9 protein-coding genes and 1 pseudogene are annotated in these 17320 nt (G+C 60.9%); 7 read left to right on the top strand and 3 right to left on the bottom strand.

The annotated features are described in order from the left end of the window. Positions 1 to 345 precede the first annotated feature (345 nt). Both D5S08_RS16760 and D5S08_RS14570 read right to left on the bottom strand, forming a co-directional pair. Entirely contained in the window at positions 346 to 501 is a 156-nt protein-coding gene (locus tag D5S08_RS16760) for a hypothetical protein (protein WP_155522983.1), read from the bottom strand. A gap of 258 nt (positions 502 to 759) precedes the next feature. After that, entirely contained in the window at positions 760 to 1575 is an 816-nt protein-coding gene (locus D5S08_RS14570) for a hypothetical protein (protein WP_121119861.1), read from the bottom strand. 477 nt (positions 1576 to 2052) lie between these two features. Here D5S08_RS14570 and D5S08_RS14565 point away from each other — a divergent pair, with 477 nt between their 5' ends. Then, positions 2053 to 3501: a tetratricopeptide repeat-containing sulfotransferase family protein gene (locus tag D5S08_RS14565; protein ID WP_121119859.1), complete on the top strand. Its 1449-nt coding sequence runs from the start codon at positions 2053 to 2055 to the stop codon at positions 3499 to 3501. 111 nt (positions 3502 to 3612) lie between these two features. Here D5S08_RS14565 and D5S08_RS14560 read toward each other — a convergent pair whose 3' ends face one another. Next, the gene (locus D5S08_RS14560) at positions 3613 to 6765 is read right to left on the bottom strand and encodes a TonB-dependent receptor (RefSeq protein WP_241557448.1); all 3153 of its coding nucleotides are present in this window, start codon (positions 6763 to 6765) and stop codon (positions 3613 to 3615) included. 393 nt (positions 6766 to 7158) lie between these two features. On the opposite strand from D5S08_RS14560, the gene D5S08_RS14555 reads away from it, so the two are divergent. The 6 genes and pseudogenes from D5S08_RS14555 to D5S08_RS14535 all read left to right on the top strand — a co-directional run. Beyond that, on the top strand, positions 7159 to 7647 hold the full coding sequence (locus D5S08_RS14555) for a MarR family winged helix-turn-helix transcriptional regulator (RefSeq protein WP_121119856.1): 489 nt from the start codon (positions 7159 to 7161) through the stop codon (positions 7645 to 7647). Between the two features lie 650 nt (positions 7648 to 8297). Next, positions 8298 to 8945 (top strand): DsbA family protein, encoded by a 648-nt coding sequence (locus tag D5S08_RS14550; protein WP_121119854.1) that lies wholly within the window; start codon positions 8298 to 8300, stop codon positions 8943 to 8945. 454 nt (positions 8946 to 9399) lie between these two features. Beyond that, positions 9400 to 14007, top strand: a complete 4608-nt coding sequence (locus D5S08_RS14545) for a YadA-like family protein (protein WP_121119852.1) — start codon at positions 9400 to 9402, stop codon at positions 14005 to 14007. Positions 14008 to 14267: 260 nt separating this feature from the next. After that, on the top strand, positions 14268 to 14465 hold the full coding sequence (locus D5S08_RS14540) for a YadA C-terminal domain-containing protein (protein ID WP_162301994.1): 198 nt from the start codon (positions 14268 to 14270) through the stop codon (positions 14463 to 14465). A gap of 165 nt (positions 14466 to 14630) precedes the next feature. Beyond that, positions 14631 to 15158 (top strand): annotated as a pseudogene (locus D5S08_RS17525) (MHYT domain-containing protein); the annotation flags it as partial. A gap of 78 nt (positions 15159 to 15236) precedes the next feature. Beyond that, on the top strand, positions 15237 to 17320 hold a 2084-nt coding region (locus D5S08_RS14535; protein ID WP_241557432.1), incomplete at its 3' end, for a putative bifunctional diguanylate cyclase/phosphodiesterase.

Below are 17320 nucleotides of genomic sequence, written 5' to 3'. Positions count from 1 at the left end.
GGAGGAAACAGCCGGGGTCCCGTGACTTCCACAATCACGAAGACGACCCCATACCGGCCATTCAGCTCCCTTGTCGGGGTATCAACTTTCGGACGCTCGTTAATGTTAGCCGGTCGGGACTTCAGGTGGTCACATCGAGGATGCGGAACGGCGAGACGTGGGACTTATCTGCCGTTCCCCAGCGACGTGTCGAACGACAGATCTTGGCGGAAGCTGACGTTCAAGGTCCGACCGCGAACGACGCATTTCGGTAGGCATAGGCCCGTTGGGGAAACCAGACCGTCATACCGAAAGCGTTCTCCGATGGCCGCTCTGGCCATCGGAGAACGATCATGGAGATGTCTGCTACTTGACGCCCTGAACGAAGCGCGGCACGAACGATGCTGCTGATGCCGAGGCGACCGGTAAGCCGGTAATCAGGCGGACGATGCAGTTCGACGGCGCGAAGTTGTTGAACCGGCAAGCGAACGTAATGTCGTACCAAGTGCGCAAGATCTTCACGCGGGAGCGCACCCAGTTCAGCAATACCCTGCGCGGTGGCCGGACGCGGAGCGGGCGTGCCCTCGCCGGACTCTGCCACTCAGAATTACGCCTGCTGGTCCGCTGTAGCGGATGTCGAGCTGAGGTAGAACGAGGTCAGCCACTCCGAAATTACGCCGAACTCGTTTGCCGTAAAAATATGCCACAGCACCTCACTGGCATAGCCGCGACAAAGAACGGACCGTCCGAATCGATCCAAGCGCCTATTCTTGCCCCCGCTTAATACGCGGCGGGGTAGCGAACGATCAGGCTGTCGCGGTTGTGCTTGGCCGTAATCCAGGAATACACCGCTTCGGCCACGAAGGCGCGGAACTGATCGGGATCGGCGCGCACCTCCCGCGCATAGCCGACGCAAGGGCCGCCATTGCCGATCAGCGATTCATAGGCCAGCTTCGCCCGGTCGGATCCCGCCCGTGCCAACAGCATGCCGACTGCCGCATCCGGCACGATCTGCACCATGCACGCGACCGTATCAAAGTACCGCCGCTCCATCGTACCGCGCGCGACATTGCGAGCGCTCTCCCGCTGCAGGAAACGCGCACGCACATCGGCATCAAACGTATCCTCGCGCGTCAGCCGCAGGTCGCCGACGACCTCGCGCAATGTCCGTTCGAACAACGCCCCGCGATCATAGGTGACGCGACAGACATTGTTGGTCGGAAACAGAGTGACCGATTCAGGATTGCACACGCCGAGCTGCGGCGATTGCAGCAGTTCCGGCTGTCCGGAATAGCAGCCCTTGTTCGAGGCAATGTAGCGGTGCATTTCCGTCTGCGTCCGCTCCCGCGTGGGCGGGCCGTCCAAGATCGCGCTCAACCTGGAACGTTCCGGCAGTGGCGCGCATCGGGTGAACCGATCGCTCTCCGCCCTCAGCTTCCGGCTGATCTGACTGAAGGTGATGACCTGCCCGGCTATCGCCGGCATGTCGTCCGGATTTCCGAGTACCACGATCGTCGTCTCGGCATCGGCGGACACCGGTGCGGAGACAGCGGCATCCTGCGCACCGGCCACCGAACAGTTCAGCGGATTACCCAAGACGAGAAGCGCCAAGGTCAGGCGCAAGGTGGCCGAGCGAACAAGCACAGAGAGATTTCGCATGGCACCCTCTTCAATCCGAAAGGACAATTGTACGGAAAAAAAAGGCCAGACTGCAACAATCCGTTCTTCTATACGCCTGTTCTGTTTCCAACAGGAGGATCTCTTCCAGATCGCATGAACACGGAGCCAAGACAGATTGGACCGGAGGCCGATAACCGATGCCGTCGGGGCGGATCATTGATCACACTTTGCCCACTTGCTCCTTGGACGTTGCGACAGATGATTTGTGCCGTTCTCGGCAGGTACGACCAAGAAATCGGAGGAGCTCACTCTATCAAGGCACGCGATTGCCCCGGAACCGCGGCGGCAGCGTTGTTCCGGCAGCATATTGAAGCTTACGCGGTCGCCCTGTTCCCACCAGGATCGGCAGCCCTCGTGTTTGAGATCAGGCGAGTGCCAGTCTAGGTTCTCACGATGAACACGAAGCCGCTGATCCTGCAAGCCATCGATGCTCTTAAATCAGGCGAGCGAGAAGAGGCAGTCGCGCTGCTGCGGCGGGATCTGGCGCAGGGACCGCCAGATGGCGAGCGTTGGCGGTCGGTCGCCCTGCTGGCGCAGCGGATCGGCGAGGTCGCCTTGCAGCTTGAGGCGGGACGCCGGTATGCGGCGACGCCGCCTCCGGCGCTGCCGCGGCTGCTGCAGTTCTGGGGCGATCTGGCGGCGATGGGGCGCAGTGCGGAAGCCTTGGCAGCCGTTGCCAGCCTGTCCGACCAGCAGCAGGACCATCCGGCCGTGCTGCACTTCCGCGCCACCATAGCAGGCTCGGCCGGGGATGCCGCCGGCGCGCAAGCGCTGTACCGCCGTGCCTTGGCTGCGCAGCCTGACCAGTTGCAGAGCTGGTTCGCGCTGGCGATGCTCAAGCGGTTCACCGCCGGCGATCCTGATCTGCAACAGATGGAACACGTGCTGCCGCGGTTGGCTGGCGCGGAGCCGGGCCTGCGGGCACGGTTCCTGTATGGCCTGGCCAAGGCATGGGACGATGTCGGCGACCCGGCACGCGCTTTTGCCCTGTACGCTGAAGGTGCCGCGCTGCGGCGCGCACAGGAGAAGCCGGACCTGCCGGCAATCGAGCGCATGGCTGACGCACTGATCCGCGATTTTACGCCAGCGGCGCTGGCCGGACTGATGCCGTCAGGAGAAGGCGCGACGCGGGCCTTGTTCGTCAACGGACTGCCGCGTTCCGGCACCACGCTGGTGGAACAGATCCTGGTCAGCCATTCGGCGGTGCGCGACGGTGGCGAGATCAATCTGGCGCGGGCCGCCCTGCTGCCGACGCTCGATTATTCGCTTGCGGGTGCATTCCGGTACCAGCAGCGGCACCCGGCGGACCCCTGGGGCGCGGTTGCGCGGACCTACAACCGGTTGCTGGGCGAACGGTTCGGCCCTGCCGGGCTGATCGTGGACAAGACGCTAGGCCAGTCGCACATCGCCGGCCTGCTGCTGCATGCGATGCCCGGTGCGCGCATGGTGTGGCTGCGCCGGGCCGGGGAGGACACGGCCCTGTCCACCTACCGCACCTTCTTCACCTCGCCCGTGCCGTGGAGCTGGTCGCTGTCCGACATCGGCCAATTCCACCGGATCGAGGCGCGTCTGCACGCCCATTGGCAGGCGCTGTTTCCCGATCGCATCCTGACCGTGCCGTACGAGGAGCTGGCCGGGAACCCGCGCGAATGGATCGGGCGCATTCTGCACCATTTCGACCTGCCGGTTGAGGAGCAGGTGTTCACTCCGCACCAGACTGTGCGCGAAGTCCGCACGGCCAGTGTGCAACAGGTCCGTGCGCCGATCGGCACCGATGCGATCGGCAAGGCGCGGCCGCACACCGCCATGCTGGAGGAATACCGCCGCGCCCTGCGGGGGTGAAAGCTGCCGATCACTAGGCGTCGGAATGCGCCATCCCTGCCAACCGCTGCGGGCAAAAAAAGAGGCGGACCGAAGCCCGCCTCTCTCTTTCTGCAATCTGACCAGCGAGGATCAGAAAGCGATATCAGCACCGATCCGGACGAAACGCGGGGTCTGGAAGCTGGTCGGGTTGCCGTAGTTCGGGTTCGAATACACGCCCCGCGACACGCCGTCGTCATCGACATAGACGCCAGATTCGCTGTCACCTGTTTCGGTCCGACCCTGCACGGCCTGCTCGTTCAGCACGTTGAAGACGTCGGCCCGCAGCGTCACGAGACGATCGCCGACCTCCAGATTGTACCGCGCCGACAGATCGATCTGGTACGTCCAGTCTGTCTGCAGACCTTCGCCACGCGGCGAAAGGGTGCTGTTGGTGCGATACGGCGCATCGCCCGGAACCGCGACCAGGTCGCCTGTCGCACAGTAGTGCGATGCAGCGCCGTAGCCATTGCCGAAGTCGCTGTACGGCTCGCCGTTCGGATCGAAGTAGTTCGGGTTCGGATTGAAGCCGAAGCAGCTGAGCGGACGCGGCGATTGTACGCGAGTGTTCATGCCCACGGTGAAGTCGTCGGTGATCCCGTACGAGCCGTACACGACGAAGCGGTGCGTCCGGTCACTCGGCAGGCGACCATAGGCGCCATCTGTAAAGCCCGGCTGGTCGAAGTCCTGCGTGATGCCGGAATCGTCCTGTTCGAAATCGGACTGGACGAAGCCTTCCGAGTTACCGCGCGACTTGGACCAGGTGTAGCTGCCCGCCAGGCTCCACTTGCCATCCCAGGGACGATCGAAGGTGAACTGCACGGCGTCATACTTGCGCACCGCCTTGGGGTAACGCAGGTCCTCGGCCGAGATGGTCACCACACCCTCCGGACCACCCGCATTCGGCGCCAGCGCGAAGGTCGCGTCGTTGCCCGGGTTGATGACCACGTACTGATGGAAACCGGTCCAGGTATCCTCGCACCCGGCGATGCCGTTCGCATCGCAATAGGCGAGCACGGCCGCGTCGACCGCGACGTCTTCCGCTGTCGTGTTGAGGCGACGATTGGTGTAGCTCAGACCCACACGAACCTCGTCCAGGAAGCCGCCAATGTTGAAGTTGTGCTCGTAACCGACGATCCATTCGGTTGTCTTGGTCGCCTCGAAGGTCGACGAGAGACTGGCGGAGGTATCCTTCACGGTGCCATCGCCGGTCACCTGGCAGAACGCACCCGTCGAGAATGCCGAACCGGTCAGGTTGATCGGGCAGGCCGACTGGTAAGAAGCGTTGTTCGTCACCTGTCCGGTCAGGATCGGCAGGCCGTTGGCATCGAACCCATTATAGGTGAAACGTTCGCGGACGTAGAGTTCCGGGCTGGCCTGACGGAACGCCGTGTTGCTGGCGACCGGCAGGAAGTACTGGCTGTACGAGCCAAACAGGCGGCCTTCGCCGTTCTCCCACATCTCGTAGCTGGCACCCAGACGCGGAGCGTAGTTTTCTGGGGAGTCGATATATTCGACGCCGCCCGGCTTATCGAGGCCGAAATCGTCCCGACGTAGACCCAAATTCAGGGTCAGGCGATCGGTGATGCTCCACTCGTCCTGGATGTAGAAGGCGGAGTTCTGCGCCTCGAACGAACCACCCGCGTTGAAGTAGTTCACCTCTGCCACGTTGCCGGCCCGCAACAGCACCGAAGCGCCTGCGCCGCCGAAGTTGGCGTTGAAGGCTTCCTGGGTCAGGAAACCGGCCTCGACCAGGGCCGCGCCGCCGGTGCGGACGGTAACGCGGTTCAGCGTGTTGTTCTCGACATCGAAGCCGGCCCGGATGTGGTGGTCGCCAAGCAGGCTGAAGAACAGGTCCACGTCACCGCGATAAAATTCGCGCTTCGTGTTGTAGGGAGAGTCGCGGCTCTGGACGATCTGATCGCTCAGGTAGCCGTCATTCGGAACACCGGCGATCGTGGCCCCTGACTGATTCCGGACCGCAAAGCCCTGCGAGCCGGCGTCGATGCCAAGCTGTTCAAAGTTGTCCTTCACCACACCGTAGGCTGCCGAGACGGTCAGCCAGTCCGTGAACGTGCCGGTATATTTGGCGACATAGTTGATGCCACCGGAATAGCCTTCCTGGATGGCGCTGGCAGCGCCGAGCGTCGGGGCGCCGTTGAGCTCGCTGTAGCCGAAATCGGTGCGACGCTCCGTGTTCTTCGAGTTGAAGACCGTCAGCTCGAAGTGCTGGTTGTCGATCGGGTAGGCGTCTGCCTTGATCGCCCAGAACGGGCTGTTGCTGGTGCGCTGCGTCGCGGTGCTGGCGTTGCGGCTGGTGCGCAGGGTCTGCTGCTCACGCAGTTCCAGCAGGCCGTACAGGAAGAAGCGGTCACGGACGACGGGTCCACCGACTTCGAAGATGGCCGAGTAGCTCTCGGTTTCATCAAACGCGCGATTGGTCGAATCCTGGCAGACGCGATTGGTCGTCCCTGGTTCGTACTCGCAATTCACCAGTTCGGCCGCGTCCATGCGCAGGAAGTCGGGCTCCCAGTTCAGGTGGATCGCGCCGATGAACTCGTTGGTGCCGGACTTCGACACGGCGTTGATGATGCCGCCCGTTGCGCGGCCGAATTCGGCCGGGATGCCGCCGGTCTTGATGTCGACCGTGCGATAGAACTCGAATGGGACGCGGACAGAGCCCAGGTAGTTGTCGAAGTTCGTCGTGTTCAGGCCGTTGACGTAATAGGCGTTTTCCGCCGGCGACGCGCCGTTGATCGACGGGATCAGCTGACCGTTGGACACGAAGCCGTCATCACCGAAGGACGTGCCCGGCGCGAGCAGCGCGACGGACGCGATGTCGCGGCTGATCGGCACCTGACGGACCAGTTCGGCCAGGTCGACAGCGACACCCGTGGTATTGCCGGCGAAGGCGGGGGCCAGCGTGCTGGCCGACACGACGATCTCGTTGCCCGAAGTGGTCAGGGTGATCGGCAGGTCGGTGGTCTGGGAGGCGATCACGCCGACATCGGTCGCCGTGGTCGAATCGAGCCCGGAGGATTCCACGCGGATGTCGTAACGGCCGGTCGGCAGCGAGCCGAAGCGGAAGCCGCCTTGCGCGGTCGTTGTCGCGGTGCGGGTGAAGCCCTGCCCCTGCGAGGTAATCGTGACGGTCGCGCCGGCGATCGCGTTGCCCGCTTCGTCCGTCACATTGCCGGTCACGGAACCGGTCGTGTAATCCTGTGCGACAGCCGGTGCAGCCAGCATACTCACGGCAGCCCCCGCGCCAACGATTGCGAGCACATGCAATGCGCTACCTGCTCCAAGCAGGTGCTTGCGAAAATGGTGTGTGATCATCTCTGATGGCAGTCCCTGTTGATGCAGCCCAGACGGCGCGCCGGCATTCTGCTTTCCGCAGGTCAGCCGACCAGGGGAGACTGCGGAACCGCGCCCGCGGTTGCAATTGGAACCAACGTCCCCGCAAAATTATATCTATCGATTGTGTCGGCGATGATACACGTTGGTTACAAACCATGTCGTCCCACAGTTGCCCATGCAAGAATCGGCATCAGGCGCCTCAAGTACGCCGTTCTGTTGCAAAGTTAATTTGCTGACGAACAGCCACTCAGAGGCAGCCTCAACCAGTATCGGAGGTGGTATATGGAGGTTGTTCGAATCCTGCTTCAGCAAACACTGCCCGAACGACTGATGCTGGCATCCAGCTCAGTGAGTGGGAGAATATCCAGAGAGTATAAGACCCGATTTGGAGTGTCTGTCATCGAATGGCGGGTCATAGCTGTCCTGTATGAATATGGACCGCTGACCCAGACAGAACTGACTGACAGGACGCTGATGGGAAAAGTGGCAATCCATCAAGCATGCAAGCTGCTCGAGGAACGGCACCTCATTAATCGCAGTCCCAATGCTTGCGACCGACGGTCCCATTTGGTTGATCTGTCAATGGCCGGGCAAGATTTGTATCAACGGATCATGCCCGTGGTCGCCGACATATCGCGGAGGATCATGGGCGTGCTGACCGTTGAGGAGCAATGTCACTTCCGCGCAATGCTGGAACGAGTGAATGACCAAGTAAGCCGTTTGAATGTGAGCGAATTTGCGATTGATATGCAAGGTCGGCGATACGGTTGATCCATCCAACATGGTGAACGGATTAAGAAGCTGTTATGCGCGCCGGAAGGGTTCGGTGTCGTAGACAGCATGATTTCAGAAGGAGCCTCACGCCACCTTTGTAACCGCCATGCGAAACTTTTGGCTGTCACGAACGCCTTGCTGCTCCTCACCGTTAACCACTTTCCGACGCTCGTTCATGCACGCTTACTGACCAACCCGACGCGAGGTTCTGACGACTAGAAGGGCAGGATCAAACGGAAGAAATGGTGCGGAGCCCCATAACTGCTAGAGCCCACACAGAGGACCCTCCTTGGACGCTCGGCGGCGCCATCGCGGCCCTCAACTTCAGACATCCTCTCATATCAGCCGTGCTCGCCACCTAGCAGTCGTCGCTTGGCGGCGAGTGGGACTTTTCCGCCGGTCCTGAGCGACATGTCGAACGTCAGATCTTGGCCGAAGCTGACGTTCAAGGTCCGACCGCGAACGACGCATTTTGGTCGACAACCGACATCAGCCTCTCCCCCGATCGTATGTCGGCTTACCATGGCTTGGCGCCCGGAAATGGAGGTTGAAGGCTCCACCTGCCGTCTGGCAAAGCTGGCACCCGACCGCCGCGTGACATAAAGACAAGACGTGCAGATTGCCTCAGCATCGCTGGCGGGTCGCTGATGGCGGCACCATTCAACCGCCGTCAGGCAGTGCAGCTCGGTGCCGTAATCGTTGGTAGTTGGGCCGTCGCTCGCGTGGTGCTGCGCACCGATCCAAGTGAGCGCGACCTAGGCAATTCCAGTGCTGTGGCACGTATACTTGAAGGAGCTGGATTACCGACGTCCGGGCCGGCCAACGCGTCAGTCCGGCTCGCTGTCTTCACAGATTATCTCTGCCCAGCATGTCGGCGCGCCTTCCCGGCGATGGAGCGCGCAGTGCACTCCGATGGGGATGTGCGCATCATCTACAAGGATTGGCCAATCTTCGGCCCGGTGTCGGAACGGGCTGCTCGCCTTGCGCTCGCCAGTGACGAACAAGGCATCTATCCGGCCGTGCATCGGAAGCTGATGAGCGGTCGCAGGATCGATGATGACGGTATGTTGCAGCAAGTCGTCGCTGATGCGGGCGGCGACTGTAAGCGCGCGATGGCTTACATGATGACTCACGGGCAGACGATTGCCGCGCGCCTCCATGCAAACGGGCAGGACGCCTTGGCGATCGGCCTTGTAGGGACGCCCGGCTATCTTGCTGGATCCAGGCTGGTGATAGGTGCGACTTCAGAAAACTCCTTCGTTGAGCTGTTCGCGCGAGCCCGCCGAGCTAGCTGAGCGGGTCGGGCTGGGGTATGTCTGCGGCCCAGTTCTTTGCAATGTTCTGAACAATCTTTATCAGGACAGCAGTTCAGTTTGCGGACCTTCTTTGCCACGCACGAACGTTCAGGCCGCCTGGCACACAACCGCGCATCTGAGAACCAAGCGCCCAGAGTAGTACGATGGCATGAACCGTCGAGCTCACGACAGTTCTACGTGTTTTAACTCTCTGAGACTCGCAAGCATGTCTTCACCAATCTTTCATACCAACTGGAAGGTAGATTTACGAAGCTGGAGATAGCAGTTGCTGTCCTTAAACGTTCGAAGCTGGCCAAAGAGAATCGGTTTTCCGACAAGTGCGATAGTTTGTTTGGCTCTTGTCGGGCACACACCCGTCTTGGCACAATCGCAAGATCGCTTGGTCAGCGCCTGCGCCGGTGTTAGCTTGCCCCGTTCGGTGGTAACCGATATTATGGGTCCGGTTATCACAGGCGTGGCAGGTCCGCTTGAAACCGCGGTGAACGGCCTGCTTGGTAGCGCAGGTTCGCTCCTGGGACTCCGGCCCAACCTTAATGTGACAGGATTGCTGACCACTGCCGCATCAGGACAGCCGATCACGCTTCAGGTGCTCGGGACCGACGGAACTATCATCGGCCCATCCGACCAGTGCGTTGCCACGTCCGACAGTATCGTCCTAGACGCTCCGGCCGGTATCGCCATCGGAGGCAATCGCATCTCGGGCTTGGGCTCCGACGCCATCTCCGCTTCGCGTGCCTTTCACATCGACTCCATCGCTTTGGGCAACAATGCCCTGACCGCAAATGGCGCAAGCGCAAGCATCGCGCTTGGCGCGAACGCCCGCGCAACGGCGGCCAATAGCATCGCGCTGGGCACCGGGTCGCAAGCGTTGCGCGGTACGCTTGCCGGTTACTCTGCCATTGGCTTGACTGCCCCACAATATTCGGCCGGCGAACTTTCTGTGGGCAGTGCCGGTACCTTGCGGCAGATCACCAATGTCGCGGCCGGCACCAACTTGAGCGACGCTGCAACCGTAGGGCAGGTCACGGGCGTGCGGGACCAGGTGGCGGCGCAAGTGGCTGGGCTTGACGCGGTCGCAGTGCGATATGCCGGCATCACGCGCGACCTTGTAACCCTGGCGGGCGCTGGCGGCTCAAGGATTACCAATCTCGGTGCCGGATCACTCGTGGCGGGCTCGACCGATGCCGTGAATGGTGCCCAGCTGTTCGCGACCAACGAGGACGTCGCTGCCAATGTCGCCAGTATCGGCGACTTGGACACTCGCATCACCACCAACGGCGCGGAACTCATCGCTCTCGGCGTTCGCGTAGATAACAACACGACCACGCTCGCTGCGCTGGACAACCGTGTAGTGGATAGCACAATCGCCATTGCAGACCATGACGGGCGCATTGACACCAACGCCGGCGCAATTGCCGCATTGAATCTCGCCGCAATCCAATATGATGGTCCGGCGAAGGATCAGATAACATTGGCCGGCAGCAGCGGCACCCGCATCACCAATGTATCTGCCGGTACCCTGACGGCTAGCTCCACTGACGCTGTGAACGGCGCCCAGCTGTTCGCCATCGATGAACAGGTCGCAGCCAACCTTTCCAGTATCGATGAGCTTAGCACGCGCATCACGGTCACTGATACAGCCGTGGCACGCCTCGATCTGGAGGTGGGTAAGAACACAACCGATCTGGCGGCTTTGGACAGCCGGGTTGCGGAGAACAGCACCGCCGTCAGCAATCATGAGGAACGCATCGGAACGAACTCCACTGCAATCACCGCGTTGAGTGCAGCGGCAATCCAGTACGACGGCGGAGCAAAGGAGCTTGTGACACTGGCTGGCGCCGGCGGCACGCAAATTACCAATCTATCTGCCGGCACCCTCTCGGCCGATTCCAGAGATGCCGTGAATGGCGCCCAGCTGTTCGCCATCAGCAACGCGTTCGGCAATTTGACTACGCAGGTGAGCGCAGGCGGTCTCGGGCCAGTCCGCTACGCGGATGCCTTTTCGCCCACCACTCCCAACGGCGGGGTACCGTCGCAGTCGTTAACGCTCGTCGGCGCTACTACGAGCCCGGTCGGACTGCACAACCTGGCGAATGGCGCAATTACTTTAGGCTCGACCGAAGCTGTCACTGGTGATCAGCTGTTTACGACGAACAACGCTGTCGGCAGCAACACGGCGTCACTTAGCGCTTTGCGCACCGATCTGAATGATCACGGCACGGTTCTTGATGGCGCTGTTGCCACTTTAGCTAGCCACGGCACCACGCTAAACCAATTCAGCCTTGCGGTCGACCGGATCGATATACAGGTGGCGGAACATAGCCTGCTTCTTGTTGCTCAAGACGACATTCTGCGTGATCATGCAATTAAACTGACCACGATGACCACCGAGGTCTCAACCGCCAAAGCTGGTATTGCGGCAGCGGAAGAGGTGCTCGGCACTCTGCGGGTCGATGTAGGCCGCGGACTGCTCGGCCCCGTCCGCTACTCCGATGCTTCAAGCCTTCTGATACCGAACTCAGGTAGCGTCACGAATAGCGTTGTTCTGGTTGGTCTGAACGAGGGACCGGTATCCCTGGGCAACATCGCGCGCGGCGTCGTCGGCAGCGGCTCGCTGGATGCAGTGAACGGGGGTCAGCTGTTTGCTTTGAGCAGTCAGGTAGCGGCCGCACTCGGCGAAAGCACCTTCGACCCGCTAAGCGGCCAAGCCGCGGCTTTCTCTTTTCGAGGAACGACCTACGCGAGCGTGCAAAATGTGTTCGATGCTATCGGGAGCACCATCTCGACGTCTCCTGTCGGTACCGGAACACCGATAAAGTATTTCAACACGACCTCGACAATGGCGGACAGCCTTGCCACCGGCAAAGACTCGATCGCAACAGGGCCAAACGCGCTTGCCTCTGGCGACGCGTCAGTTGCAAGTGGACGCAATGCCAGGGCTGAAAGTCTCGGCGCGGTTGCAATCGGCAACGAGGCTGTCGCCACGGGAGGCAAGTCAGTATCAATCGGCACGGCAAACTTCGCCTCGGGCGACGGCGCGGTGGCGATCGGCGATCCCAACTTTGCGACCGGTTCGGGCGCGGTTGCACTCGGCCGCGATAACATTGCGACCGGTGACGGTGCGGTAGCGCTCGGCGACACAAATTTCATCGAGGGCGCCAGCGGCATCGCGCTTGGCCTAAAAAACGTCGGAGAAGGCCTTGGCGCAACTCTACTCGGACGCTTGAACACTGTGGTGGGCGACGGCTCTATCGCCGTTGGCACGTCCAACGAAGTGAATGGGACCTCTTCGATCGCGATCGGCAATAACAACGTAATCAATGGTGCAAACGCACTCGCCATGGGCAGCGACATCCAGTCGCTGCAATCTGACACCCTCGCAGTAGGCTCTTCGGCCTATGTCGGCGGCCTGCATTCCGCTGCAGTCGGGAACCGGGCGATGGCCAATGATGAGAAAGCCTTGGCGGTTGGCAACGATGCCATTGCAAGCGCCGTCAGCACTTCCGCTTTCGGCTACGCAGCACAGGCCTCGGGCTTGGAGGCTACGGCCGTTGGTGCCAGAGCAGCAGCCCACGGCGCTTATTCGACGGCAATTGGACGTAACGCGACTTCCAACGGTTTCGCGAGTTCCTCGTTCGGCCTGATGGCATCGAGCCAGGCCTATGCGGCTACCGCGCTTGGCTCGGGAGCTATGGCACTGCACGATGGCAGCGTAGCGCTAGGAACTGCCTCGCAGACCGTGCGTGGCGATGTTGGTGCCTACACAGCATTTGGGTTGAATTCGGTCCAAAGCTCCTCCGGTGAGATCGCGATTGCTCGGAACATCAGTTACTTTGATCCGGTCGCAAACCGGCAAACTCCGACGGGCAATCGCCAGATCACCGGTCTCGCAGCTGGCAGTGCCGATACCGATGCAGTCAACGTCGCTCAGCTAAAAGGGGTAGCCAATGCAATCGGTGTCGCGGTTGCAGACGGTTTTGGTGGTGGTGCAAAGTACGATGTAGCCACAGCAAGCATCTCTGGTCCGAGCTACCTGGTGAATGGCGCCATGTATAGAAACGTCTCTGATGCCTTCGGTGCGTTGGCCACTCAGATTAACACCGGCCAGGCGGCTATCCCCCATCCTCCAACAGGTCAGCAAGGTGGCTCCCAGCCTGACCCGCAGCTCATCGCGCAGGTTCAGGCGCTTAGTGCCCAACTGGCAACCCTTCAGGCGCAGCTGGCTAGCCTGCAGGCGGCCGCCGCTGGCATAGGCGGAGGTGGTTTGTCGCCGGCTGCCCGACTGAGCAATGTCGCAGATGGCATGGTCGCGGAGGGTTCAACAGACGCGGTCAATGGCTCGCAGCTTGCAGCAGTCCAGCGCAAGGTAGGGCTCGCCGTGCAGTACGAAGCTACGGCCCACGGTGGACCGGCAGCTCGAGTGACTTTGGTGAATGGTGCTGATGGTGCAGGTACGGTCATCGCCAACGTGGCAGGAGGCGCGGTCACGGTAGCCTCGCGAGACGCAATCAACGGAGGCCAGCTGCATGAAACCAATCAGGCGATCGGGACCGTTCGACAAACGGCCGAAACAGCACTGGAGCTTGGGCAAAATGCTGTTCGTTATGACGATCCTTCCCGCGAATCTGTGACCCTTGCCGCAGGCGGCCCGCCGGTCCGGCTGCGCAACGTCGCCGCTGGAACAGAGCGAACCGATGCAGCAACCGTCGGGCAACTTAATGCAGGTCTCGGCCAGATCTTGTCAGAAGCAGGAGCTTACACGGATACTCGGGTTGCTGCCTTGAGCTTCGATCTGTCGAAGGTTTCGCGCAGAGCTGCCTCCGGAGCGTCTGGTGCAATGGCTTTGGCTAGCATGCCGCAACCCCTAGAGTCTGGTCGCTCGATGTTGTCGGTTGGCGTCGGAGCCTACGGCGGCGAGCAAGCTGTCTCGTTAGGTTTCTCAGGGGCGGGTGAGGACGGGCACATGGTCGCAAAGGCTGGTCTTGCCTTTGACTCGATGGGCCACGTGTCCGCAAGCGCAGGTATGGGCTGGCAGTTCTGATCAAGCTGGTTTGTACTTCTCTCTGGCCACCTCCAGGGAATATGTTGCTCGGCAGGGATCTACGATCTGAACGCTTGATTTGCCGCTTCTCCTATTGAAGCACACTGAACGGGGACCCAGCTTCTCAGTGCGGATTGTTAAAGATGTAGAGGTTATGCTGTCGTTTAGTTGCGGTCCGCCTTTGCCGAACTGAGCCTTACATAAGGTCGACATCCGCTTGGACGATCTGCGCCGCGATGCAAAGGCGAGCGGCGAAAGCTATGGTGCAGATCACCTCTCTGGAAAGGGTGTGCAAGATCGAGGGCGGCGCCGGCATTTGGCGGGGCGAAAGCGCCATGGCTCTAGGTCTTTCGCACCGGACGAAACGCCGACGCATCAACATGGCGGCGACCTATACCAGCCACGGGCAGGCGGGCGCCGCCGTCGCGATCGCCTTCCCCCTTTCGCTAAACAGGTAGGCGCCTTTCCACCAACGCAGGCTAGCGGACGCAATCGACTGCACGGATCCGTTCTAGCGCGGATCTGAACAGCGGCACCATCAGCGCAGCGATTGTTGCCATTTGCCGCTGTCGATCTTCGGAGCAAACGCATTAACAGTTTTGAGACTTGCGCCTCTTACAACGATGTCGCATCTGCGAACGGATCGACTGCCAGTGTTTGAAATCTACGCCTGTATTCGAAATGATCATGACCTCCGATTGGTCATCCTGGCAGGACTGGTCTGCGTTGCCGCTTCGGCCGCTGCGGTTATCCTGCTCCGCCACGCACGGGATGGAGGCGGAACCGACCGGACCCGATGGCTCGTAGCGGCCGGGCTAGCGAGCGGATTTGGAATTTGGGCTACGCACTTTATCGCCATGATCGGCTACGATCCCGGCGTTGTCCGCGGCTACGCGCTTGTGCCCACCGTTGCCTCCCTCTTGATAGCAACAGGTGGGATGACTCTCGGGTTTTGGTTAGCTCTACGGTCCGCACGTGGAACTCGCCGATGGGGCGCTGCGGCAGTGGTGGGCCTAGGCATTGCAGCAATGCACTATGCCGGGATGCAGGCGGTAGAGTTGGCCGGTGCGATCCGCTGGTCGGCCCCTCATCTAGTCGCTTCAATCGTATTCGCGATCTTGCCGATCCCTCCGGCACTCGCCCATGCGCTCGACCGGAGCAACGGCAAGGGAGCCGCCGCCGCTACCGTCCTGGTTGTCACCGCAATATTGCTGCTACATTTTACTAGCATGGCAGGGATCTCGATTATTCCCAGTCAGGCCGACACGCCGACGTCGGCGCTCTTATCACCGATCGACGTCGGCATTGCAGTCGCTGCGACTGCGTTTTCCGTTCTGGCGTTCAGCATGCTGGCTGCCCTGATGAGCGCGCGGGCGCGTTCGAGCATTCTGGCAAGTGAACGCGAGTTCAAGGTGCTTGTCCAGGGGATCAGCGACTGCGCAATCTACATGCTGGATCCCGATGGCCGCGTAGCAAGCTGGAATGCCGGCGCGCAGCGCCTGAAGGGCTACTCTCGGGAGGAAGCGGTCGGGTTGGAGCTCGAGCACTTCTACTCTGAAGAAGACGCGCTCGCCGGGCTGCCACTCGCCGGGATCGAGACTGCGCGGCGCGAGGGCAAGTTTTCGGCGGAAGGTTGGCGGCACCGCAAGGATGGCACTCGCTTCTGGGCCCACGTCACGATCGAAGCGGTACACGACGAACGCGGTGAGTTCCGCGGCTTTGCCAAGATCACTCGCGACATGACTCTGTTCAAGGAGCATCAGGATAATCTCGATGCCGCGCTATCGAACATGCACCAAGGCTTGTGCCTGTTCGACAAGGACGAACGCCTGATCATCTCCAATGATCGTGTTGGCGCGATATTCGGATTGAGCCGCGAGGAGTGCCCCTTAGGCATCACCTTCGAAGATGTCTTCCGACGTGGCTTGGAGAAGCGGGACGGCGGTTCGGTGCCGCTTGCAGTTTTTCGTGAGGTCGTAAGTCGGCACCGCGCCTGCATAGGCAAGCCGGATGGGGGCACTCTCATCGTGCCATTTCATGAGACCTGCACGTTATCAGTCACCCACAAGCCGATGACCGATGGCGGGTGGGTGACCACCTTCGATGACATCACCGACCGTCAACGGGCGGAACATCGAATAGAGCACATGGCGCTGCACGACGGTCTGACAGACCTGCCAAACCGCACCAACTACGTCGAGCGGCTTGATGCTGAAATGCAGCGTGCTCAGCGCACCGGCGAGAGGGTTGCAGTTGTCGCCATCGACCTCGACCGGTTCAAAGAAATCAATGACATGCATGGCCACGCGTCCGGTGACGCCGTGTTGTGCCGGCTTGCCGATAGCTTCAGGAGCGCGATTGAAACAGACGAGATAATCGCGCGGATCGGCGGCGATGAGTTCGCTGCATGTAAGCCGTTCAAGGATGATGCGGAGTTGACCGAATTTCTCGCGCGGCTCGAGAGCTGCCTGACAATGCCGATCGAACTGGACGGTCTTACGGTTATAGCCGGTGCCAGCCTCGGCGTGGCCGTCTATCCAAGCGACGCCAGCTCGCGCGAGCAGATCGTGAACTTTGCGGATCTTGCCATGTACCGCGCCAAGGATATCGTCGGCAATCAGATCTGCTATTACGAACAAGGGATGGACGAAGCAGCTCGGGCCCGGCGCATCATCGCCAATGACCTCCGTCAGGCGATCGCCCGCGATGAGATGAGCTTGGCCTATCAAGTACAAAAGTCGGTGCTCACAGAGGAGATCACTGGTTACGAGGCACTCCTTCGCTGGGATCATCCGGAAAAAGGTTCAATTTCCCCGGTCGACTTCATACCTATAGCTGAGGAAAGCGGCGAGATCTTACGGATCGGCGAGTGGGTTCTGCGCACGGCCTGTCGCGAAGCTGCCCAGTGGCCCGATCATCTGCGCGTCGCCGTTAATCTGTCGCCGGTACAGCTCATGCATGTCGCCCTGGTGGATATCGTGGCAAGTGCGCTGCTAGAGTCAGGGTTGCCCGGCAATAGGCTGGAGCTCGAGATCACCGAAACTGCCTTGGTTGCTGATAAGGCTCGCGCACTGCACGTGCTGCGGCAGATCAAGGCGATGGGCGTGGCGATCGCGCTTGACGATTTTGGCACCGGCTATTCGTCACTCGATACGCTCAATTCCTTTCCGTTCGACAAGATCAAGATCGACAAGTCATTCCTGCTTGAAGCTAACGCGAGCCATCAGGCACGCGCCATCATTCGCGCTGTTCTTGCCCTCGGCCGAAGTCTCAACACGCCGGTGTTGGCGGAGGGACTTGAGAATGACGAGCA

Origin of the sequence: Croceibacterium ferulae, from assembly GCF_003660445.1 — a bacterium.
Classification (GTDB): domain Bacteria; phylum Pseudomonadota; class Alphaproteobacteria; order Sphingomonadales; family Sphingomonadaceae; genus Croceibacterium; species Croceibacterium ferulae.
The sequence above is the reverse complement of the archived record's forward strand: the minus strand, read 5'-3'. Positions and strand labels throughout refer to the sequence as shown.